Source organism: Butyricicoccus sp. AF18-9LB, from assembly GCF_027684505.1.
GTDB lineage: Bacteria > Bacillota > Clostridia > Oscillospirales > Butyricicoccaceae > Agathobaculum > Agathobaculum butyriciproducens.
In genome coordinates, this window is the sequence record NZ_JAQCWA010000003.1 from 129,626 (window position 1) to 150,901 (window position 21,276).

Consider the following 21,276-nt stretch of genomic DNA (forward strand, 5'->3'; position numbering starts at 1 on the left):
TAGCAGAGAGCAACATAGGCTATTCTGAAAGGAAGGGTGAAGCCGTATGGCAAAACAGCAGATCAAAGCGGTTTGCACACACGTTTTTCAGAATGGAGGGGAAACCTGCGACCGGAAACGATTTACAGAGAAATGGGTAGAGATGATCAATCGTATCGAACGGACAGAAACGAAAATTACGGAGAAAAGGCAATGACAAAAGTGCAGTTATGCGTTACAATAAAAGTAGGAAACAGCTTGTTCTTATCTGAATGAGGGATAGAACATGAAAAAAGCAGCAATTTATTGCCGTTTATCCGAGGAAGATAAAAACAAGCTATGTGCGACCGATGATTCGGGCAGCATTCAGAATCAGAAAGCAATGCTGGTGCAGTATGCAGAAGAACAGGGGTGGGAAGTTTATCAGATTTACAGTGACGATGATTATACTGGTGCAGACAGGCGGCGGCCGCAGTTTAAGCGGCTGCTGAAAGACGCAGAACAGCACAAGTTCGATATTATCCTCTGCAAAACACAGTCACGTTTTACCCGTGAATTGGAACTGGTGGAAAAGTATATCCACGGTCTGTTTCCTATCTGGGGTATCCGTTTTGTCAGCATTGTAGATAATGCGGATACGGACAATAAGGGCAACAAGAAATCACGTCAGATCAACGGTCTTGTAAACGAATGGTATCTGGAAGATATGTCGGATAACATTCGCAGCGTACTGACCAATCGCCGTGTCAACGGTTTGCATATCGGTGCGTTTGCACTGTACGGCTACCGCAAAGACCCTGACCGCAAAGGGCATTTGCTGATAGACGAAGAAGCGGCAGCAGTAGTCCGTGAGGTGTTCAATCTATTTGCACAGGGATATGGGAAAACTTCGATCGCCCGTATTTTGAACACACGCGGGATTCCCAATCCCACCGAGTACAAACGACAGCATGGCTTACGCTACAAGCAGGCGGTGAGCAAAAACAGCACCTTGTGGAAATACTTTGCGATTGCGGATATGCTGGAAAATGAAATTTACATCGGCAATATGGTGCAGGGCAAGTATGGCAGTGTGTCGTATAAAACCAAGCAGTGTAAGCCGCGTCCGAAAGATCAGTGGTATGTTGTGCGTGGTACGCACGAGCCGATTATTGACCAGGAACTGTGGAACAAGGTATGTCGGCGGCGAGCAGAGCGCAGCAGACCGTTCAGTGATGGAAAAATTGGTATTTTCGCACGCAAAGCACGGTGCGCATATTGCGGCTATACGCTTCGGTCCTCCAAGACGCAGGACCGGCACTATCTGCAATGTCCGAATCGGCATATCTCTGTGGAAGCCTGTCCCGGTGCGTTTATTGCGGTCAGCCATTTGGAGGAAGCTGTACTGGAAGAGCTGAACCGGATGGCGCAGGAATTTCTCGATAAGGATGAAGCGGCCGAGAGCGTAGCGTTCTGCAAGGATTTGCAGAAACAGAAGAAATGCCTGCAAAAGGAGATCAACACCTATCGTCAGAAGCAGGAGGAATATACAACAGGCATTCGCAATCTGTACCTCGACAAGGTAAAGGGACTGCTGACAGAGCAGGACTATCTTGCTATGTCGAAAGATTTTGCCGGAGAGCGTGATCGGCTGGAGCATGTGATCGAGGATGGCGAAAAGCAGATGCGAGAACTTGAGGAGCGAATCGCTATCGGAGATAACCGCCGTGCACTGGTCGAGAAGTACATGAACATTGAGCACCTGAACCGTGAGATGGTCGATACGCTGATTGACTATGTGACTGTCGGTCGGCGCGCAAAGGGCACGAAAACGGTTCCCATAGAGATTCATTGGAATTTTTGATCAATTATCATTCAATGAGTATACCGCGTATGATAATATACAGAAATGTGGCGATATATACGCTAAAATGGTGCGAAAAGCCTAAAGGATTGTTCTTGTAAAGGTGTAGCTTCTGCTGCCATATCCTCAAACAGATCAGTGATCGGGTCTCCTTTGGACTGGAACGTTGCGGCGCTCCACGGCACACCGGAGGCCGACTGCGGGTAAATGCCGGTCGTGTGATCGACAAAGTAGGCGTCAAAGCCGCCCTCCTTGATCTGCTCGGGCGTGAGATTGCGCGTCAGCTGGTACACGATGGCGGAGATCATCTCCATGTGGGCAAGTTCTTCCGTGCCGATATCCGTCAAAATGCCCTTGCATTCCTTATACGGCATGGCGTACCGCTGGTTGAGGTAGCGCATGGACGCACCCAGCTCGCCGTCCGGGCCGCCAAGCTGAGAGATAACAATTTTGGCGGTCTGCGGATTCGGATTCTTGATCTTTACCGGAAACTGCAATCGTTTATCGTATGACCACATCAGTCCTCAGCTCCTTCCCACGGCCACGGATCGTCGATCCACGTCCAGTGTCCGCTGCAGGTATCCACCTCACGGGCGGTCAGCGGACCGAATGCATCCTCGTACTCAGCGGCGGCCTTGTCAAACGCCGTGCGCATTTCGTTGTAGTATTTGAGCGCGGCAGCGTTGTCCGGATGGCCGTCGAGGTACTCGATCACCTCGACGAGCGCGAAATCGTACATGCGCACGCGCCCGAGCAGCTTCTCCTTGTCGGTCATTGCGGCACGGCCTCCTCTCCGAGAAACGGCTTGTCGAGTGCCGGAAAGATCGTGCCGCGCGAGAACGCGAGCACCGGATCATACGGCGTATCAAATTCCTGCGTCGGCACAAAGGCCATCGCAAGCGAAAGCAGACCGGCAGGAATACTCTCCTTGGTCTGTGGATTTTTGTTCATAAAATCACCCTGTAAATTGAAAATTGAGAATGGAGAATAGAAAATGAATGAAACGAAATATTGCCGGGCACCCCGCCCTGCAATATAACAAAGCTATAATGATTGCATTCTCCATTGTCATGCTATGCTCTGGGGTCTTAACAAGTTCTCAAACTTGTGTTATACTATATAGATAAAAAGGAGGCATGAAAAATGGAGCTTTCTGAAATCAGAGAACAAAGTGCGAAGGCGGCAGAGCAGGTTTGCGAGGCAGCCAAGCTGAAGATCGGCGACCTGTTTGTGGTCGGCTGCTCGTCAAGTGAAATCCTGGGCGAGAAGATCGGCACGCATTCCAGTGTAGAGGTAGCCGAAGCGGTATTCGAGGGCATTCACAGCGTACTGCATGAGCACGGCGTGGAGCTGGCGGCACAGTGCTGCGAGCACCTCAATCGTGCGCTGATCGTGGAGCGTGCTGTGGCAGAGCAGTTCGGTCTGGAGGAGGTCAACGTCGTTCCGCAGCCCAAGGCAGGCGGTTCGTTCGGCACGACCGCGTACAAGCGCTTTGATGATCCGGTGGCGGTTGAGTCGCTCAAGCAGAGCGCCTCTGCGGGCATGGACATCGGCGGAACGCTGATCGGCATGCACATCAAGCCGGTGGTCGTACCGCTGCGCATTGAGACCAAAAAGATCGGCGAAGCCGTTCTGCTGTGCGCACGCCGCCGTCCGAAGTTTGTAGGCGGCAGCCGCGCAGTCTATAACGAAAAACTTTTGTGAGGATTTTATGGGATTAAAAGCAGTTTTTTTCGATCTGGATGACACGTTATACACCAGTTTTCAGGCCGGGGACGCCTACGCCTACGAAAAGCTGGAGGAGTGGGCCATCAGCACGTTTGGAGACAAAGGCAAGGGGTTCGCGGACGCATTCCGCGTCAACCGCAAGCGTCTGGCACGGCAGCAGCCTGCCATGCCGCCTACGCATGACCGTGTGCTGTTTGCACAGGGTGCACTCGAGCGCATGGGCCTGAACGCCGTTCGCTATTCGCGCGAGGCATTCCGCGTGTACTGGGATGCGGTGTTCGCCAAGATGACCTTGCGCCCGGGCGTGGCTGAGTTTTTGGATGAGCTGCGTGCGGCGGGCGTTAAGGTGGCCATCTGCACCAATATGCTGGCGGATATCCAGATGGAAAAGCTGGAGTACCTCGGCATTGCCGACAAGGTGGACTGCCTTGTTACGAGTGAGGAAGCCGGTGTGGATAAGCCGGGTTCGGCGATCTTCTGGCTGGCGATGCACAAATGCCGCTGTCTGCCGGAGGAGACCGTCATGGTTGGCGACAACTTCACGCACGATATTCAGGGCGCGCTCGACGTCGGCATTGACGGCGTGTGGCTCAACTGGACGGACAAGCCGAAACCGGTCGGTGAGCTGTCCTACACCGAGGTAAGCACATTCGAGCAGGCAGCGGCGCATATCCGCACTTTGCTCTGATCAGTTAGGGAGGACAAGGAAAGACATGCAGCATTTTGACTACAAGCCGCACGGCGTATGTTCGATGAATATTTCGTTCGATCTGGACGGTGATACCGTGCACAACGTATCCTTCAAGGGCGGCTGCAACGGCAACCTGCAGGCGATCAGCCGCGTGGTCGAGGGCATGACCGTGGAGCAGATTGAAGGCTACTTCAAGGGCATTTCGTGCAGCGGACGCGGCACAAGCTGCTCGGATCAGTTGGCAACAGCGGTCCGCAAGGCGAAAGAGTCTGAATAAACAGAAAGAACCGATACCTTATGGTATCGGTTCTTTCTGTCTGTCGAAAAAGTCGTATAGTCAGCATTTTTCAGCATTTCGCGCGGCAGCGCGCATGAAATAGCATTTGCTCTGCAAATGCTCAAAAAGGGGGAGCATGTATCAGCGCAGCGCGGCCGAGAAGCCGCGCAAGGATAGCGCCCCTTTTGAACTTCTGGAGGGAGAAAGTTTCTGTATAGGAACTTTCGGACGACTTTGGAACGGCCCATGGTCCGTTCCTGCTTGTCGGCGAAACTGTAGTTTCGCGACAGCCTCAAAGAACCGATACCTTATGGTATCGGTTCTTTTTGCGTTTTATGGGGTGAAAAGCTGCGGTAAAACGGTTAGAGCGGGCGATTTCTCGTTTTTTTTCTGCACGCATACGCCGAGCCTGTAGGCGGGATCGGGAAAATCCGGCACAAACAGGGAGCCGGGTGCGCCGATGGTGATTGCCGGCGGCTGACAGGCGATATCTACGCAGAACTGCCGCAGCAGCCGCAGACCGCGGCCGTCGGCCTTGACGTAGCTTTCCTTGAGCGCCCACAGCGTGTAGAACGCGTTTTCGCGCTCGGCAGGCGAGAGCGAGGACAGATACTGCACCTCATCGGGGTGGAAGAAGCGGTCGGCAATATTGGGTTTGAAGGAGCGGCACTGCTGAATGTCTACGCCGACCGGGTGGTCGCTCACCGCACAGACTGCCCATGCGGCGGAATGCGACAGGCTGAAATGAACATCCGGCGCGGCGGTCAGATACGGCTTGCCGTTCTCGTTCGCGGCAATGTCGAGCGGGCGCGGCACGGACGGACAGCAAAGGCGGATTGCCTCATCCAGCAGCAGGGAAGCGGTGAAGCTCTGCTGACGGGAGGTGCCGTGCAGGCTGTCGATATACGTCAGCCGCGCGGTGGACAGGCGGGAACGAAGCGAAATATTCATAATATCGGCGGCCGCTGTGGACAGGGCGAAAAGATGGGTCAAAGTAATGCTCCTCTTGCAACATTCATGTGATTTGCTGTCTGATTAACGAATAAATGCATCAGTTCGGAAAGACTGCGCAGATGATGGCTGCACCGCCTTGCATTACAGTTCAAGATGGCAGCAAAGCGAGCGCTTTCTCAATCTTTTCAATCAGCCCTGAATCAGCCGGCAGCCAATCCACGCTTTTCAGTGTTTCCTTGGTCAGCCATCGCGCTTCGGCGGCCTCTAACAGTTCAAGATTACCGCGAATCAGCTGACACCAGAAGCAATCCATTGAAAGGTGAAAGGTCGGATAATCAAATTCAACGGTATCAATCAACTCGCCAACCGAAATCTCGGAGGCCAGTTCTTCCCGGATTTCTCTTTTTAAGGCCTCCTGCGGTGTTTCGCCAGACTCGATTTTTCCGCCGGGAAATTCCCACAGTCCCCTAAAGTCACCGTAGCCGCGCATGGTAGCAAAGATTTTTTCGCCATCACGAATGACTGCGGCGACCACTCGAATTGTTTTCATAAAATGCCTTCCTTATCCGACTACCAGCTTGTTCGTCTTGCGAAGATACTTCGCCGGAATCGGCTGGTCCAGATGCCATGTAATATTCATCGGTTTACTGCCGGTATGCTTCACATAGGCTGCCGTTCCGAGACAGGTATACGGTGCAGCACCAATGCCATCCTGCTTGAACTCCCGCACAAAGAGAACGACCTTGCTGCCGCGCTGCCGGTGGTTGATATAACGCTGACCGGTGCTTGCCGTATCGGAGGTCGTGCTTTGACTTTGCCAATGGAACAGGCTTTCGTTGATCGAATAGTCGTTGTACATGGTAGTCGGGGAGTAGTCCTTGTCCGCCTTGTTGAGCGTGATAAAGAACACATCGACCTGCTTGTCCGGCAGCCACTTGACACCCTCCCGCACATTTTTCGGCGTCATATAGTCCATTGCAATCAGAATTTGATCTCTGGTATAGGTGCAATGCAGGTCCAGCGGACAATCAAAGCCAAGCGGGACAGGCTGATCGATAAAGTCAATACGTTCCAGATTGAGCGCCAGAAGCTCATACAGTTCGTGCATCATAATCGGGCTGTCCGCGAGCAGCTGCATGTTGGCTTTCGTAGTATGGGAACTCCAGTCAGCCGCCTCCTGAAATACGGTGATGTAGAACATTTGAAGCATACGTTTTTCAAAATCGAAAAGTGAAGCCGCAAGTTCACAGGAGAAGCGCGGAAGAATATCCATCAGGAACGTAATCCAGCGCCGGGAATCCACAGAAACCAGCTTGCTGAACGCCTTTGTCAGAATGCTTTCGGCAGGCTCGGCAAAATCATCAAGGACGCCTGCATCTGCACAGAGACGGGAGAAAGAGAATTTACCGTAGATAGACCGCGGGTCGAGGTGATAGTAGCCGATGAAATTCTTCAAGGAAAGGGGAAGGCCGCTGTCCTGTGTGAAGGTTTCGATACGCGCAATCAGACCGGCACGGTCACCGAAGGAGCGGCGAATATTCGCCAGAATGACTTCGGAAGCCTTCTTTTCCAGCTGGATATAGCAGCCCTTCGGCAGTGATACAAAGCCCTTTTTCACCTCGTACTGCATGCTGTGATTGCTGTGAGAGAGCAGTGCGGCAAACTTTTCTTCAAAATTGTATTTCTTGTTTGCCTGACCGATGAAATCCAAAACGGTCAGGCATTCTTTTCCTTCCGAGAGACGCAGACCGCGGCCAAGCTGCTGTAAGAAAATCGTGAGTGACTCGGTAGGGCGCAGAAAGAGGATGGTGTCAATTTCGGGAATATCAACGCCCTCGTTATACAAATCTACAACAAAGATAAAGCGGATTTCACCGGAAACCAGACACTGTCTGGCTTCATTTCGTTCCTTATCGCTGGAAGTACCGGTAAGGGACATGCAGGGGATACCCTTCGATGAGAAATATTCCTCCATGAATTTAGCATGCTCGACAGAGACGCAAAACCCAAGACCGCGAACCTTATTGATGTCGGTTACATACCGGTAGAGAGAATTGACAATATGGCCGGCGCGCTTTTCAGCGACAGCACGGTTCAGAGAAAATACGTTGTTAAGCTCAGCTTTATCATAACCGCCGCGCGTCCAGCGAATATTGGATAGGTCGACATCATCGGAAACGCCGAAGTATTGGAACGGGCAGAGCAGCTTGCGCTCGATTGCCTCCGGCAGTCGAATTTCAGATGCAATGCGGCCATTAAAGTAATCCAGAACGTTTTTTCCATCCATACGTTCCGGCGTTGCGGTCAGACCCAATAAGATTTTCGGCTTGAAGTGGTTCAGCAGTCCTTGATAGGTAGGTGCTGCTGCATGATGGAACTCGTCCACAATGATGAAATCGTAATAGTCCTCCGGGAGAAAGTCATACAGCTTCTGAGAAGCTAATGTCTGCACTGAAATAAATAGATGCTCCAGGCTGCTCGGCTTGAAGCTGCCCACAAAAAGCTCTCCGAAATTGGGGTCCTTTAATACAGCGCGGAAGGCACTTCGGCTCTGTTTCAGAATTTCCTCTCGATGAACGACAAACAGCAGACGAGGCTTCGAGCCGGAAAAGGCTTTGCAGAACCGTCGGTAATCAAAGGCAGAGATTAAGGTTTTTCCGGTGCCGGTTGCTGCAACGACAAGATTGCGGTAATAGCCGCGAACCTCGCGCTCTGCCTGCAGGCGATCCAAAATCTCCTGCTGGTATGGGTAGGGCCGAATATCGAAAACGAACTGCATCTCGCTTGTCGGATTGGTCTTGCCGTTTGTTGACAGTGCACGCTCCAGTCTTTCCCTGCACCCATCCTCATAGACTTCAAAGCTGGCGGTGTTCCAATAACTATCGAAGGTTGCCTCCATCTTCTGAATGGTCGGCAGCATATCCTTGGTTGTCAGCTTAACATTCCATTCCAGTCCGCTGGACATAGCCGGATTGGAGAGGTTGGAAGAACCGACATACGCCGTGGTAAAGCCGGTTTCACGATAGAACATATACGCCTTTGCATGAAGCCTGGTACGCTCGGTATCGTAAGACACACGGATTTCTGTGTTGGGGAGATTGCGAAGCGCCTCCACCGCTTTCACGTCCGTTGCGCCCATGTAGGTTGTTGTAATAACGCGGAGCCTGCCGCCGCGTTCCGCAAAATGCTGAAGATCATCGATGATTAAACGAAGACCGCTCCATTTGACAAACGAAACCAGCATATCAATGCGGTCTGCGGAGGCGATTTCTTTCTTCAGCTCGGAAAACATCTGCGGCTCATGAACTGCTCCGGTAAATAAGCTGCTTTGAGCAATCGATGTTTCGGGGCGGGGGAGGTCCTTTGCTTTTTTCTGGCCGATGCGCATCATAGGATCATCGCGGGACAGCAATGCGAATAACTGCTCGCCCTCATCGTCCACAGTAAGATCGCGCAGGTCGTCCTGCGCTGTCTCCTGCGAAATCAGATCAACAATTTTGTTGACCAGATTTAACTGCGCAGAAATATCGTCACCGGCAATGCGGTCAAGACCTTTGTGAACGACTTCGGACAGGTACTGCGTTAAGACCGCGGAGGACTCGGCAGCATCGATTTTCTCGACATGCTTGCTGCCTTCCGGAAGCTGACGCAGCTCATCTTTGATTTCGGTATTCACTACTTGCTCGTAAAGGCCTTGTTTAAGCATGAAAGAAGTCTCCTGTGCGATAGCGTAATTCGTAATAGGTGTTATTCCTTGAACTGTTTTGTGTAATTTCGACAATTTTATTGTACTCTAAACCGTAAGGAAAATCAATCCATTCATCAGCGTCCAACCTTCAAGCTCTCTGTGGCAGCACTGTGTTCGCTGACACGGTGTTCCAAATCTTCAAGTGAATAAATGCCGTTTACCCGGAGATAATTGAAGGTATCATTCATCTCCTTTAGATTGCTGATTTTACCTTTATGGGAATACGCCCCGGCTTTGCGCTGGGTGTAATAGGCGTTCAGCAGAGAAACAAGGTCGGGTGCCTGCGGCTTGGCAAGCTCTGCTTTTGCTTCGGCAATCCAATCGAACAGGAGAGCGATTTTCTTCTTGAGGTCCCGGATTACGGCGTTGGTGGCTTTGATTCAGCGGTTGAACTCGCCTTTCTCGGTGCGGATACCTTTCTTCTCCATTGCCCGGACGGTTGCGCCTTCATGGATAGTGGGAAGTAAATCCACGCCTTGCTGACCGTAAAAATAATCAAAACTCACACGGCTTCACCACCTTCTTTCTGCGGAAAACTTTCTATTGTCAGCGAAATGCTGCGGAAAGTCATATCCGTCTTTTCGTAAGGACATCGGGCAAAATAGCAGAAGCGGTATTCCTGTTCATACGCATCCATATCAACGAAGCCCCACTTCACGCATAACCTTCTTCGTACACCAACCAATACACGGGTGCTCTCTCCCATAGGGACAGCCATCACATTCCGACTTGGGTTTCGGTAGTAAAGAGATTAAGTAGTAGCAATTATTTCTACCCAGACGGCAACCCTTTCTGCCATTCGTCCAGAAGTAGCAGTAATGGCAATCGCTTGTCTTGTCTGCGGTACAAACAGGCTTACTCAAATAAAACACCTCCAATCTCTTGTATTTGCCCATGGTTTTGGGCATAAAAAAAGAGCGCCTATCCATCCTCGATGCGGGGCCAATAGACGCTCTATGTACATAAGGATATTCAATTTTATCCGCTATAACAGCACGGTACTTAAAACATCCGCCTTTTTTGATTAGCAGGTTTTTTAGCACGATTTTTGGTCTGATTAGCAGGAAGGGCATTTTCATTAGCAAGAACAGCCCGTTTTCTGCTAATAATTAGCTGGCGTTTTTGACTTATAACAACCGTTCGATTCTGGAGGGGTTGTCAAAAATCAAGTTTGGAGTAGGATTTTATCTCATACAGTGAAAGAGCTTTTTCGCAGCTTTTTATATAAGAAAAGCCGAAAACCCTTGAAAACAAAGGCTTTCGGCGTTGTTAGCTGGCGTCCCAGAGAGGATTTGAACCTCCGGCCCCACGCTTAGGAGAAGCCCCCCGCCGGTTTCGCCCGTGTTCACCCGAGTTCGTGGGAGTAAGTCGATGCATGCGGTCCCGTGATGCAGAGTCGCTTTGTGTTCACTGTGGTTCATGGAAGATACAGGCAAATTAGACGTTTGTTAGACAATTTCTAATACGGGGGAAGATGCGTATTTTTTTTCGCGCGCCAATATTAGACGGTTTTACATGAAATACAGCACTGTTCTTCACATCATAAATCAAGCAAAGGATACTATATAATATATCATAATTCCACGCAAATGAAAAGAGAGCACTTGATCACGGGTGCTCTCTTAGATGGGGGAGGGTTAGCCAAGATTGTCGGCAAGCGCGCTCAGAATCTTGAGCAGGTCGGGGTTTTCGGAGATTTTTTTCAAAAGCGACGGATCGATGCCGGAAGGAGGATTGACAGCAGGGGATGCTTCTTGCGCATCCGGGATTTTGCCACGGTAAAAAACTTGCTCGAACAGCTCGGCGTTATTTTTGCGGTTCTCGTCCATGACATGGGCGTACTGATCTGTCACCATCTGGGCTTGCGCGTGACCGGAGTCACCTTGGACGGATTTGATGTCACCGCCAGTCAGCTGCAATTTGTAAGTGATGCTGGAATGGCGAAGCGAGTGGAAAACAACTTTTGGCAGGTCGTTTTTCTTAATTAATGCTTGCAACGGTGTACAAAGGGAACATAATAAAAAACTTAATAATGGACTGCCAATCTTACACAAAGTACCGCCCAAACGAGACTACGGGCGGTATTTTTGTATCATGGCGGAGAAAGGAGGAACTTCCCACGGGGGCTTGACTGAAAAGTTGAGCCTCTTTTTTCATGCCAAAAAACAGGAGGTAAATGCTTATGGCAGATGATAAAACCACAAAAACGCCGGAACAGCCGGTAACGGATAGCGGGCCGGGCAAGGAAACGCCTCCCGCTCCCCCAAAAGAGCCGGAGAAGGTTTCCGTTTCCCCGGAGCCGGAAAAAAAGACGGAACCGGAGGTAAAGAACCCACAGGTTTCTGTCTATAACTTCGCTGAAATTATGAAGGAAAAGAAAGTCGAGGAACGGGCGGCAGCTCCCAGCGGGGAAAAGCCTGTCCCGGCAAAAACGGAAAAACCGGAAAAGCAGCCGGAGGCTCCGAAGAAAGCGGAGGAAAAACCCAAAGAGCCGGAACAGCCGAAGCGCCGGGGCCGTCCCCCGAAGGCAGATAAAGACAAGGACGCAGCCCCGAAGCCCAAAGCTCCCGCACAGAAACCGGAAAAGGCGGTCAAAAAGGAACCGGAGAAAAAAACGGCTCCAACGGTGCAGACTGCTCCCACTCCGAAGGAACCCGAAAAGCCGAAGGATGCACCACGCCGGGGCAAGGAGCAGATCGTCTATATCAAGCTGAACGAGCTCTACGCCTTCAAGAACCATCCCTTTGAAGTCCGGGATGATGAAGAAATGCGGGCTATGGTGTCCAGCGTTAAGGACAAGGGCGTGACCCAGCCCGCTATTGTTCGTCCCCGTGAGGATGGCGGCTATGAGATCGTGTCCGGCCACCGCCGCCAGAAGGCCAGCGAGCTTGCCGGATATGCGGATATGCCCTGTATTGTTCGCAATCTGACGGACGATGAAGCCATCACGCAGATGGTCGAGGACAATCTCAACCAGCGTGAAGAAATCCTCCCCAGTGAGCGGGCCAAAGCCTTGAAAATGCAGCTTGAGGCCATCAAGCACCAGGGCTCCCGCACTTCGGGTCAGATTGACCCGAAGGACGCAGGAAAACGCTCCAACGAAATTGTAGCCGAGCGCAATAAGATGGCGGTCAAGCAGGTGCAGCGGTATATCCGGCTCAATGAGCTGGTTCCCGACCTGATGAAGCTGATGGATGAAAAAAAGCTGGGCTTTACTACGGCGGTGGAGCTTTCCTATATCGGCAAGAAGAACCAGAACTATATCGCCGTCGCCATTGACAGCCAGCAGTCCTCGCCTTCACAGGCGCAGGCAAAGCGTATGCGTGAGCTGGACGAAAAGAAGCTGCTCAACGGGGATGTGATCGACGGCATTATGATGGAGGACAAAAAGGAGGTAGACAAAGTGATTTTGACAGGTGCGGAACTGAGCAAGTATTTCGGCAAGGAAACTACGCCGAGGGAAATGAAGGACCAGATCATCAAGCTGCTGGACGACTGGAAGGGTCAGCAGAAGGAACATGAAAAGCCGGAGAAGAAAACCGAACAGGAAAAGTAAGCCCAAACTTCGGGTCAGCATGGCCCGAGGATTGCGGGGCTCTGCCCCGCGCCCCGAAGCTCTGGAGATATAAATTATTCCCCGTCGCCAGTTATTCCGTAGCATAGCCGGGAAAATCAGTCAAGGGCAGCGCCGCCGCAGGCGGTGCCAGAGGCACCCTTGACGGATTTCTCCCGGTTGTGCTTTTTCCCGGTCAAGCGACGGGGATATAAATTCTCCAGAGCCGTTCCCCTTCCCGGGGGAAGGGGCGGAGGGGTTGGGCGAACTCTTGCTTTACCCTAAACCAAAACAGAAATGGAGGCTCAACCAATGAAACGACCTTTAGCATACCTGACCGCCGCATGGAGCGGCGAGCCGGATGTTGATATGGAGCTGGCGGCCCACTACTGCCGCCTTGCTTATGAGGCGGGCTTTTCCCCGATCTGCCCGCTCTTGTATCTGCCGCTGTTTTTGAATGACAGCGTTCCCGAGGAACACAAGGCCGGGATTGATATGCGCCGGGATATGCTGCGGCGCTCCCATACCCTGATCGTCTGCGGCAGCGTTGTGGACGAGGATGTAAAAAACGATATTGCGGTTGCCGGGCGGCTGGGCATTGCGGCGACAACGCTGGAAGGGGTGCTTGCCGTGAAGGGACACGGCACCCCGGGCTATGCCGGACATTAAGCTGGGGAGCCTTTTTGACGGGATCGGCGTGTTCCCTCTGGCTGCTTCCCGGTGCGGTATCCGTCCGGTATGGGCCAGCGAGATTGAAAAAGCGCCCATCTCCATAACCAAAAGGCACTTTCCCGATATGGCGCATTTGGGAGATATTACGAAGGTGGACGGCGGGAAAATCCCGCCGGTCCATGTGATAACCTTCGGCTCTCCCTGTCAGAACCTTTCTCTGATCGGCAACCGCTCCGGCCTTGCCGGGGCAAAATCAAGCCTGTTCTATCAGGCGTTTCGTATCATACAGGAAATGAGGGATGCTACTGATAACCTATATCCAGCTATCGCTGTTTGGGAAAACGTCATGGGAGCGTTTTCTACAAATGACCGGATGGACTTTAGAGCCGTCCTATCCGCCTTCTCGGACACCGAAGTTCCAATGCCTCCTTCGGGAAGATGGGGAAACGCCGGAATGGTGCGAGGGGGAACGCCTGATGTGTGCTGGCGGCTCATGGACGCCCAGTATTGGGCAGGCTCCCGAAGGCTGGCACGAAGGCAGCGGATTTTCGTCGTGGCGGATTTTGGAGGCAGACGTGCCGCAGACATACTATTTAAGTCCCGTCCAATGCTCCCACTTCCTCCGCCTTGCGGAGAGGGCGGGTGGGCCGCCGCCGAAGGAGATCGAACAGCTTCTTTTGAAACAGGGCGGCAGATACCAGTCATCCACCCCTTTCAGTGCTTCCGTATGCGGGGAGCGGCAAAAAGGCAGGAAGAAACGGCCTTCCGAAACAGCTTCGGATTACCAACTGACCCTTTTCCCACTCTTTTAGCCAGTGATGTAACGCCCTTTGCCTTCTGGTATGAGGGCGACCCGGAGGGCGGCTGCATCCGTTTTCTGACGGAAACGGAAAGCGAACGGCTGATGGGGCTGCCGGAGGGCTGGACAAAGTACGGGGCGGACGGCATGGAGATCCGGCCTCTGCAACGCTACAAGGCGCTGGGAAATGCGATTGCCCTCCCTTGCGCCGATTACATTATGGCCGGGATCTATGAGGTGCTGGCTGGCAGGGCCGGAAAGGAGGAATAAGCCCATGTTTGAAGCCTATATAACCAATACAGCCCTGTACCCCTTGATGGGGATCGAGGTAGGGACAACGGTACATTTCCCCATGACGACACAGGAGTTGCAGGCCGCCCTTGCCAAAATCGGGATAGACGGGAAACGGTACAGCGAAGTGTTCTTTACCAGCTTTGACAGTGATGTGCTGGGGCTCTACGATCATCTCTACGAATGTGAGAACATCGACGAGCTGAACGAGCTGGGCCACGCCCTGCTGGAAGTACGGGATAAGGGCGGACTGGAAACCTTTGAAGCCGCTCTTGTCTTGGGAAACCACACAAGGAGCGTGAAGGATTTGATAAACCTGACGCAGAACCTTGACCTTTACCGCTTTTACCCGGATATTTCCGATGATGAAGGGCTGGGTCGTCTTTACGCCGACGAGCTTGGGACTATCGACATACCGGAGCACATTCAGAACTACTTCGATTATGAGGCATACGGGCGGGATGTGCGTATCAACGAGGGCGGCGTATTCGCTCCCGGTGGGTATGTGTCGGCAGTCCCGGAGGGCTTCAAGGAGTATTACCACGGGCCGCAGGACATCCCGCCGGAACACCGGATATTTGCCTATCCTGAAAAGGCCGAGCCTGTCCACTCCATTCTCGCTACACTCAAACGGTTTCAAGAAGCCCCACCCGCTCCGAAAAAGGACAAGGCGGGGCCTTCCCATGAAGAACGGTAGGACTTCGGGCCAGCATGGCCCGAAGCATAAAGGAGGTGCATACCATCAACTATTACCCTATCAATGAAGGAGCCGCCCGCCGGGCAAAAGAAATGAACAGCTTTTCCGACTACAAGGAAGGGAGCGCAACGGCGGAATACCGGGCAATGGTGGACAAGGCCGCCGCCATAGCGGAAAAGCAGAAATCCCGGGTGGACCCCATGTACCATGAGAAGATCGACCATCTGTTAGACACCTACGCCCGCAAGCTGGCCGAAAACATGAACCAGGGCTTTGCCATTGACGCAAGGGTTCCCTCTGTGATGATCGCCGGACCTGCCAATTTCCCGGTGGGAAAGAAGGAAAAACAGAACCGGGCCCGGGACAGCAACATGGAGGAATGGCGGTATATTCAAGGGCTGCTGGATAAGATATGCAGTACCGGCATGGGCGGGATCAGCGCCGATGACCCGGCAGCGATCGAAAAGCTCCAGAAGAAGCTGGACGGGCTGGAACGCTCCCAGCTCATTATGAAGGAGGTCAACGCCTATTACCGCAAGCATGGCAAGCTGGACGGCTGTGCGCTGCTGTCGCCGGACCAGATCGAAAAGCTGAAAGCAAGCATGGCGTCAAGTTGGCGAAGCGACCCGAGGCCCTTTGAAAGTTACCAGCTTACCAACAACAATGCGGAGATCCGCCGGGTAAAGGCCCGTATCGAACAGCTTTCCAAACAGGCACAGCAGGAATTCTCCGGCTGGGAGTTCGATGGGGGTCGTGTGGAAATGAACCGGGAGGACAACCGCTTGCAGGTGTTCTTTGACGGAAAGCCTGACGCGGACACCCGGGCCGAGCTGAAAAGCAGCGGCTTTCGTTGGGCTCCCAGCGTGGGCGCATGGCAGAGGCAGCTCACGGACAACGCCATCCGGGCGGCTGACCGTCTGGAATGTATCAAGCCGCTGTCCGGCGAAAAGCCCTCCCAGCTTCAAAAGAAGCCCTCTATCTTGCAGACCATGCGGGAACAGGGCGAAAAAGTCCAGACGGAGCCGGAAAAGAAAGCTCCGTCCGGCAGAGATGCCGAGCGGTAAGCCTCGGGCCACATTGGCCCGAGGTTTTCTGTTCCCCGAGATTGTACGGGGGCCTCCCGGATAGCGGGAACCCCGACGGAAAGGAGGTTTTATGCAGGAAGAAGTAAACCAAAAAACGGTTGCCCTTTCGATCAGGACAACGAAGCTCACAGGAAAAGTGCTGGCTGCCGCTCTTGGCAAGGTGGTTCGGGCGCTGCAAAAGCACCACCAGAAGGCGCTGACCCCGCAGGGACGCCAGAGCGTGAAAAAGCTGATGAACCACTATGGCGGCAAAAGTGCCATGCCCTATGTGGGAGCTCCAAAGGATTTTGACCGGATCGCGAAGGAGTTCCATGTGGACTACGCTTTCCATAAAGTGAGCCCCGGTCATTACCTGCTGTTTTTCAAAGCCAATCAGGCGGACGCTATCACGGCGGCCTTCCAGAAGTACAGCGCAAAGGTGCTGAACAAAGAGCAGGACAAGGCTTCCATCCTCGGTCAGCTTCGGAAATTCACGGAGCAAATCAGGACGCAGGCAAAGGAAAAGCAGCGGACCAGAGAGGCGGTGAAGGACGGACGTTGAGTGACAAGATCAGAAAATATGTGCTCCCAAACCTGCCGTACCTCTTTGTGTTCTGGTTTTTCTCCAAAATCGGGACGGCCTACCGGATCGCCCCCGGCACAGACTTCGGGACAAAGCTCATGGGGATGCTTGATACCTTCCCCAAAGCCTTTGAAACCTACTGGCCGGGGCTGGGAGGTATTGACCTGCTGGTGGGCCTTGCCGGTGCGGCTGGGATGTATCTGCTGATACAGTCAAAGATCAGGCAGGCGAAAAAATTCCGGCGGGATGCGGAGTACGGCACCGCCCGCTTTGGAACAAAGGAGGATATAAAGCCATTTGTTGACCCTAAATTTCAGAACAATGTCATTCTGACCGGGACGGAGTTCCTTACCATGAACACCCGTCCGAAGATACCCGCCAATGCCCGGAACCTAAACGCCTGTGTCATCGGATCGTCCGGCTCGGGAAAGACAAGGTTCTGGTTGACCCCGCAGCTCCTTCAAGCCCATTCCTCGTATGTGGTGGTAGACCCGAAGGGCGGCACTCTCGACCAGTGCGGGCGGTTTCTGCAACGGGAGAAATACAGGGTGCGGGTGTTCAACAGTATCGACTTTTCAAAATCCATGCACTACAATCCGCTGGCCTATATCAAGACAGAAAGCGATGTTTTGAAATTTGTTACCGCCCTGATTGCCAACACCAAAGGCGACGGCAAGGAGGGCGACGAGTTCTGGACAAAAGCAGAAACCCTTTTGTACTGCGCCCTTGTGTCCTACATCGTCTTTGAGGGGCCGGAGGAAGAACGCAACATGAATACGCTGGTGGAAATGATAAGCAGCATGGAAGTCCGGGAGGATGACGAAACCTTCAAAAACGCGGTGGACTATATGTTTGACGGGCTGGAACGCCGCAACCCCCAGCACTTCGCCGTGAGGCAGTATAAGAAATACAAGCTCGCCAGCGGCAAGACAGCCAAAAGCATTTTGATTTCCTGCGGTGCAAGACTGGCTCCCTTTGATATTCCCCAGCTTCGGGAGATTATGTCTTATGACGAGCTGGAGCTGGATAAGCTGGGGGATGAAAAATCGGCTCTGTTCTTCCTTATCAGCGACACGGACACCACCTACAACTTTTTGGTTGCCCTCGCTTTTTCGCAGATGTTCAACCTTCTGTGTGAACGGGCTGACAACACCTATGGCGGGCGTCTGCCCTACCATGTGCGGGTGCTGTGGGACGAGGCTGCCAACACCGGGCAGGTGCCGGGGCTGGAAAAGATCGTGGCCGTCATCCGCTCCCGTGAGATCAGCCTGACGCTTTTTTATCAGGCAATGAGCCAGTGCAAGGCATTGTACAAAGACCATTCCGAAACCATCATGGGCAACATGGACAGTATCGTATTCCTCGGAGGCCGGGAGGCTTCCACCCTAAAGGATATTTCGGAAAACTGGCTGGGCAAGGCCACCATCTCTATGCAGACCGAGGGCCGAAGCCGTGGACAGTCTGAAAGTTACAGCCAGAATATGCAGCGGCTTGGCCGGGAGCTGATGACCACCAGCGAGATCACCACCATGCCCGGGGATAAATGTATCTTGCAGCTTCGGGGGCTCCCGCCCTTCCTGTCCCCGAAGTATGACTTGAAAAAGCACCCGAATTACAAGTACACAGCCGAATTTGATAAAAAGAAAAACGCCTTCCGCTTGGAAAGCCTGTTCCGCCACCGGCCATTGAGACTAAAGCCGGAGGACGAATACACGGTGTACGAAGTGGACGGCTCCGACACGGACGAAGAAGCTGACCTGTTGAATTTCGATGATCTGGACAGCGACGAGTTTGTGTAACTTCGGGCCATGTTGACCCGAAGCGCCGCCGATGTGGGCGGCTTTTTTTGTACCCAAAATCATCAAACAAACAAAATGGAGGAACGTATATGGAATTTTTCAATCAGGCAATCGACATTCTCAAAATTCTGGTCATGGCTCTTGGCGCCGGTCTGGCGGTATGGGGCGTCATCAACCTTCTGGAAGGTTACGGGTCGGACAACCCTGCGGCAAAAAGCCAGGGCATTAAGCAGCTCATGGCGGGCGGCGGTGTCGTTCTGATCGGTCTTCAGCTTATCCCTCTGCTGTCCGGCCTGTTCAGCTAAATGTCACCCGTTGTCCCTTTTTCCAGAAAAGGAGCTGATGTATGGACTTTATCATCGACGCAATCGTTGAATGGCTGAAAGGTCTGCTCGTCGATGGTATCATGGGAAATCTGGATGGCCTTTTCGATAACGTCAATCAGAGCGTTGGCGAGATCGCCACACAGGTAGGCACGACCCCGGCGGACTGGAACGCCGGGGTCTTTTCCATGATACGACAGATCTCTGAAACTGCCATCCTGCCAATCGCCGGGGTCATCCTCACTTTTGTAATGACTTATGAGCTGATACAGATGCTCATAGAACGCAACAACCTCCATGAAGTTGACACATGGATATTTTTTAAGTGGGTGTTCAAAACCTTTGTGGCTGTGATGATCCTGACGAATACCTTCAATATCGTGCTGGCGGTCTTTGATGTGAGCCAGCATGTGATCCAGCAGTCAGCGGGCATTATCCAGAACGGGACAGAAATCACGCCGGATGTGCTGGACAGTCTGCGGACAGAGCTTGAAGCGATGGAGTTAGGCCCTCTGTTCGGACTCTGGCTACAATCCTTCCTGATCCAGCTTACCATGATTGCCTTAAACATCGTGATCTTCGTCATCGTATATGGCCGTATGATTGAAATTTATTTACTCACAAGTTTAGCGCCTATCCCGTTTGCCACCGTCCCCAACAGGGAAACCGGACACATGGGGCAGAACTATTTCCGCTCCCTCTTTGCGGTGGGCTTTCAAGGTCTGTTGATCTTAGTCTGTGTTGCCATCTATGCGGTGCTGATCCAGAGTATCGCCGCCGACGGCGACCCCATCGGGGCGATCTGGGGATGCGTGGGATATACGGTGTTGCTGTGTTTTACCCTGTTCAAAACGGGCAGCCTTGCAAAATCCATCTTCGGCTGCCATTAAGAGACTTCGGGCCATGCTGACCCGAAGCGGAAAGGAGGCGGTATGCCCCGGCGTTACAAACAGGGTGCGGACGGACAGCCGCACCCGGCTTTCTACGGAAAGCTCCCCGAAGAATTTTCTAAAGCAGACACCATGCGCTTTATGGTGGAAACCGATCTGAAACTGTCCGGGTGCGTATCGGCGGACACGCTGGCGGCACTCCGGGCGGAAGGCTATGACTACAAGGACGGGAACCTTGTTCCCGCCGGAAAGGAGAAATCCATGCAGGAAAAAACTGCGGGCGGAACACCAGCCGCCCCTATAAAGCTGGATGTAAGCGTGCGGGTCATCGAACCTGTGAAAAATCTCATGGGCTTTGCCAGCGTGAAATTCAATGACTGCTTTGTGGTGGAAAATCTGAAAATCGTACAGGGCAGCAAGGGCCTCTTTCTTGGGATGCCCAGCCAGCCGGACGGCAAAGGCGGCTATCGGGATATGGCCTACCCTGTCACAAAGGAGTTCCGGGAACAGCTCAATACTGCTGTTCTGCAAGCCTATGAGGCAAAGTTGGAACAGATGGCGGAGCGCGGCTCTGTGGGGCGTGCGTCCATCAGCGACCAACTCAAAGCCGGAAAAGCGGCTGCCGAACAGGCAAAGGCAGAGCGGCCTCCGAAGGAAAAGCCCAGCCGCAGTGCAGAGCGTTGACCTCGGGCCATGCTGGCACGAAGCAGAAAGGAGGCGGGAACCATGCCACGCAAACGGACGGGCTATGACGCGGCCTGCTATTACGACGGAAAACTGCTGGGCCGCTGTACCAAAGCGGACAGCGACGCCTATACCCTGTTGATGAACGCCTGCGGCGGGGAGGCCGCCCGTGTCCTGCGGGAATATGCCTATTTTTCCCCGGAACTGAAAGCCATCTTAGAAAAGGCAGCGCTCATGCAGGCAGACCGGAGCCGGACGGGCGGAATGTTCCATGCGCCGAAAAGCTCCCCGTGGGGCGAGGTGCAGAATTGTGAAACCCTCTGTCCGGGGGTGTTTCTGGTATCTACCGCCAGCCATGGCGGAACGATGGTGGCAAATGAGGTAGCCGCCGTCCTCTCCCCAGCAGCGAAAAAGTGCGGCTTCAAGGACAAGGGCTATATTTGCTATGAGGAGGACGCACAGGAAAGCGTAGTGCTCCGGGAGCTGCTGGACAAAAAGCTGTGGAAAATCCCTGACCGCATTAAGGACAAAGGACAGTTTGAAGAAAAACTCAATCAGTCCATCCGGCAGTATCACCCCGAATACTGGCGGGCAAGGCAGAGCGGACGAGAGGCCGCCGAAGCTGCCCGCAGCACAGCCCCGGCCAAAGAGGCCGCAAGATAACCTCGGGCCATACTGGCCCGAAGCAATAAAGGAGGTGT

Annotated in this window: 23 protein-coding genes and 2 pseudogenes; 16 read left to right on the top strand and 9 right to left on the bottom strand. The window is 53.1% G+C overall.

Going from position 1 to position 21,276, the window contains the following annotated elements:
- The first annotated feature begins 46 nt into the window (after positions 1 to 46).
- On the top strand, positions 47 to 196 hold the full coding sequence (locus PGY33_RS03720; protein ID WP_188885711.1) for a hypothetical protein: 150 nt from the start codon (positions 47 to 49) through the stop codon (positions 194 to 196).
- 69 nt (positions 197 to 265) lie between these two features.
- A complete protein-coding gene (locus PGY33_RS03725; RefSeq protein WP_118360179.1) occupies positions 266 to 1,822 on the top strand; it encodes a recombinase family protein in 1,557 nt (518 codons plus the stop codon).
- Positions 1,823 to 1,932: 110 nt separating this feature from the next.
- On the opposite strand, the pseudogene PGY33_RS03730 reads toward PGY33_RS03725, so the two are convergent.
- The 3 genes and pseudogenes from PGY33_RS03730 to PGY33_RS03740 form a co-directional block, all read right to left on the bottom strand.
- Positions 1,933 to 2,340 (bottom strand): annotated as a pseudogene (locus PGY33_RS03730) (manganese catalase family protein); the annotation flags it as partial.
- Positions 2,340 to 2,597 (bottom strand): spore coat protein CotJB, encoded by a 258-nt coding sequence (locus PGY33_RS03735; RefSeq protein ID WP_117491587.1) that lies wholly within the window; start codon positions 2,595 to 2,597, stop codon positions 2,340 to 2,342. The pseudogene PGY33_RS03730 and the gene PGY33_RS03735, both read right to left, overlap by 1 nt.
- Positions 2,594 to 2,773: a spore coat associated protein CotJA gene (locus PGY33_RS03740; RefSeq protein WP_118360178.1), complete on the bottom strand. Its 180-nt coding sequence runs from the start codon at positions 2,771 to 2,773 to the stop codon at positions 2,594 to 2,596. The genes PGY33_RS03735 and PGY33_RS03740 overlap by 4 nt, the downstream gene beginning before the upstream one ends.
- Before the next feature lie 192 nt (positions 2,774 to 2,965).
- On the opposite strand from PGY33_RS03740, the gene PGY33_RS03745 reads away from it, so the two are divergent.
- Genes PGY33_RS03745 through PGY33_RS03755 form a run of 3 tightly spaced genes read left to right on the top strand, consistent with a single transcriptional unit; the run spans position 2,966 to position 4,518 of the window.
- Positions 2,966 to 3,526: a TIGR01440 family protein gene (locus PGY33_RS03745; RefSeq protein ID WP_117491574.1), complete on the top strand. Its 561-nt coding sequence runs from the start codon at positions 2,966 to 2,968 to the stop codon at positions 3,524 to 3,526.
- A gap of 7 nt (positions 3,527 to 3,533) precedes the next feature.
- Positions 3,534 to 4,238 carry an HAD family hydrolase gene (locus tag PGY33_RS03750; RefSeq protein WP_117751308.1) on the top strand — a complete coding sequence of 235 codons (705 nt, stop codon included), beginning with the start codon at positions 3,534 to 3,536 and terminating at the stop codon, positions 4,236 to 4,238.
- A 25-nt stretch (positions 4,239 to 4,263) separates the two neighbouring features.
- Positions 4,264 to 4,518: a TIGR03905 family TSCPD domain-containing protein gene (locus PGY33_RS03755; protein WP_118478678.1), complete on the top strand. Its 255-nt coding sequence runs from the start codon at positions 4,264 to 4,266 to the stop codon at positions 4,516 to 4,518.
- Positions 4,519 to 4,851: 333 nt separating this feature from the next.
- Here the strand turns inward: PGY33_RS03755 and PGY33_RS03760 are convergent, their stop codons facing one another.
- The 6 genes and pseudogenes from PGY33_RS03760 to PGY33_RS03785 all read right to left on the bottom strand — a co-directional run bounded on the left by PGY33_RS03760 (position 4,852) and on the right by PGY33_RS03785 (position 11,274).
- Positions 4,852 to 5,511: a 4'-phosphopantetheinyl transferase family protein gene (locus PGY33_RS03760; RefSeq protein ID WP_118478680.1), complete on the bottom strand. Its 660-nt coding sequence runs from the start codon at positions 5,509 to 5,511 to the stop codon at positions 4,852 to 4,854.
- 109 nt (positions 5,512 to 5,620) lie between these two features.
- On the bottom strand, positions 5,621 to 6,022 hold the full coding sequence (locus tag PGY33_RS03765) for a (deoxy)nucleoside triphosphate pyrophosphohydrolase (protein ID WP_110437243.1): 402 nt from the start codon (positions 6,020 to 6,022) through the stop codon (positions 5,621 to 5,623).
- A gap of 12 nt (positions 6,023 to 6,034) precedes the next feature.
- Entirely contained in the window at positions 6,035 to 9,178 is a 3,144-nt protein-coding gene (locus PGY33_RS03770; RefSeq protein ID WP_118478682.1) for a DUF3427 domain-containing protein, read from the bottom strand.
- 128 nt (positions 9,179 to 9,306) lie between these two features.
- Positions 9,307 to 9,708 (bottom strand): annotated as a pseudogene (locus PGY33_RS03775) (MobQ family relaxase); the annotation flags it as partial.
- 14 nt (positions 9,709 to 9,722) lie between these two features.
- On the bottom strand, positions 9,723 to 9,878 hold the full coding sequence (locus PGY33_RS03780; RefSeq protein ID WP_199667381.1) for a hypothetical protein: 156 nt from the start codon (positions 9,876 to 9,878) through the stop codon (positions 9,723 to 9,725).
- A 979-nt stretch (positions 9,879 to 10,857) separates the two neighbouring features.
- On the bottom strand, positions 10,858 to 11,274 hold the full coding sequence (locus PGY33_RS03785) for a hypothetical protein (protein ID WP_270477431.1): 417 nt from the start codon (positions 11,272 to 11,274) through the stop codon (positions 10,858 to 10,860).
- A gap of 122 nt (positions 11,275 to 11,396) precedes the next feature.
- Between PGY33_RS03785 and PGY33_RS03790 the strand changes: the two genes are divergently transcribed.
- From PGY33_RS03790 to PGY33_RS03840, 11 genes are all read left to right on the top strand, one after another.
- Positions 11,397 to 12,776: a ParB/RepB/Spo0J family partition protein gene (locus PGY33_RS03790; RefSeq protein WP_253093653.1), complete on the top strand. Its 1,380-nt coding sequence runs from the start codon at positions 11,397 to 11,399 to the stop codon at positions 12,774 to 12,776.
- Positions 12,777 to 13,085: 309 nt separating this feature from the next.
- Complete coding sequence (locus tag PGY33_RS03795; RefSeq protein ID WP_178105371.1) at positions 13,086 to 13,442, top strand: DUF7768 domain-containing protein; 357 nt, start codon at positions 13,086 to 13,088, stop codon at positions 13,440 to 13,442.
- The gene (locus PGY33_RS03800) at positions 13,429 to 14,514 is read left to right on the top strand and encodes a DNA cytosine methyltransferase (protein ID WP_158403850.1); all 1,086 of its coding nucleotides are present in this window, start codon (positions 13,429 to 13,431) and stop codon (positions 14,512 to 14,514) included. Before PGY33_RS03795 ends, PGY33_RS03800 begins: the two co-directional genes overlap by 14 nt.
- A gap of 4 nt (positions 14,515 to 14,518) precedes the next feature.
- The gene (locus PGY33_RS03805) at positions 14,519 to 15,232 is read left to right on the top strand and encodes an antirestriction protein ArdA (RefSeq protein WP_117567937.1); all 714 of its coding nucleotides are present in this window, start codon (positions 14,519 to 14,521) and stop codon (positions 15,230 to 15,232) included.
- Between the two features lie 14 nt (positions 15,233 to 15,246).
- Entirely contained in the window at positions 15,247 to 16,296 is a 1,050-nt protein-coding gene (locus tag PGY33_RS03810) for a hypothetical protein (RefSeq protein WP_118524771.1), read from the top strand.
- Positions 16,297 to 16,387: 91 nt separating this feature from the next.
- Positions 16,388 to 16,858 carry a PcfB family protein gene (locus PGY33_RS03815; protein WP_025543433.1) on the top strand — a complete coding sequence of 157 codons (471 nt, stop codon included), beginning with the start codon at positions 16,388 to 16,390 and terminating at the stop codon, positions 16,856 to 16,858.
- Positions 16,855 to 18,678, top strand: coding sequence for a VirD4-like conjugal transfer protein, CD1115 family (locus PGY33_RS03820; RefSeq protein ID WP_270477436.1), 1,824 nt, complete (start codon positions 16,855 to 16,857; stop codon positions 18,676 to 18,678). Before PGY33_RS03815 ends, PGY33_RS03820 begins: the two co-directional genes overlap by 4 nt.
- A gap of 89 nt (positions 18,679 to 18,767) precedes the next feature.
- Positions 18,768 to 18,983 carry a Maff2 family mobile element protein gene (locus PGY33_RS03825; protein ID WP_016306504.1) on the top strand — a complete coding sequence of 72 codons (216 nt, stop codon included), beginning with the start codon at positions 18,768 to 18,770 and terminating at the stop codon, positions 18,981 to 18,983.
- Between the two features lie 41 nt (positions 18,984 to 19,024).
- Positions 19,025 to 19,891: a VirB6/TrbL-like conjugal transfer protein, CD1112 family gene (locus PGY33_RS03830; protein WP_270477438.1), complete on the top strand. Its 867-nt coding sequence runs from the start codon at positions 19,025 to 19,027 to the stop codon at positions 19,889 to 19,891.
- A 42-nt stretch (positions 19,892 to 19,933) separates the two neighbouring features.
- The gene (locus PGY33_RS03835; RefSeq protein ID WP_158573025.1) at positions 19,934 to 20,575 is read left to right on the top strand and encodes a septation protein SpoVG family protein; all 642 of its coding nucleotides are present in this window, start codon (positions 19,934 to 19,936) and stop codon (positions 20,573 to 20,575) included.
- 42 nt (positions 20,576 to 20,617) lie between these two features.
- Positions 20,618 to 21,238, top strand: coding sequence for a DUF7007 domain-containing protein (locus tag PGY33_RS03840; protein ID WP_227358979.1), 621 nt, complete (start codon positions 20,618 to 20,620; stop codon positions 21,236 to 21,238).
- The last annotated feature ends 38 nt before the right edge of the window (positions 21,239 to 21,276 follow it).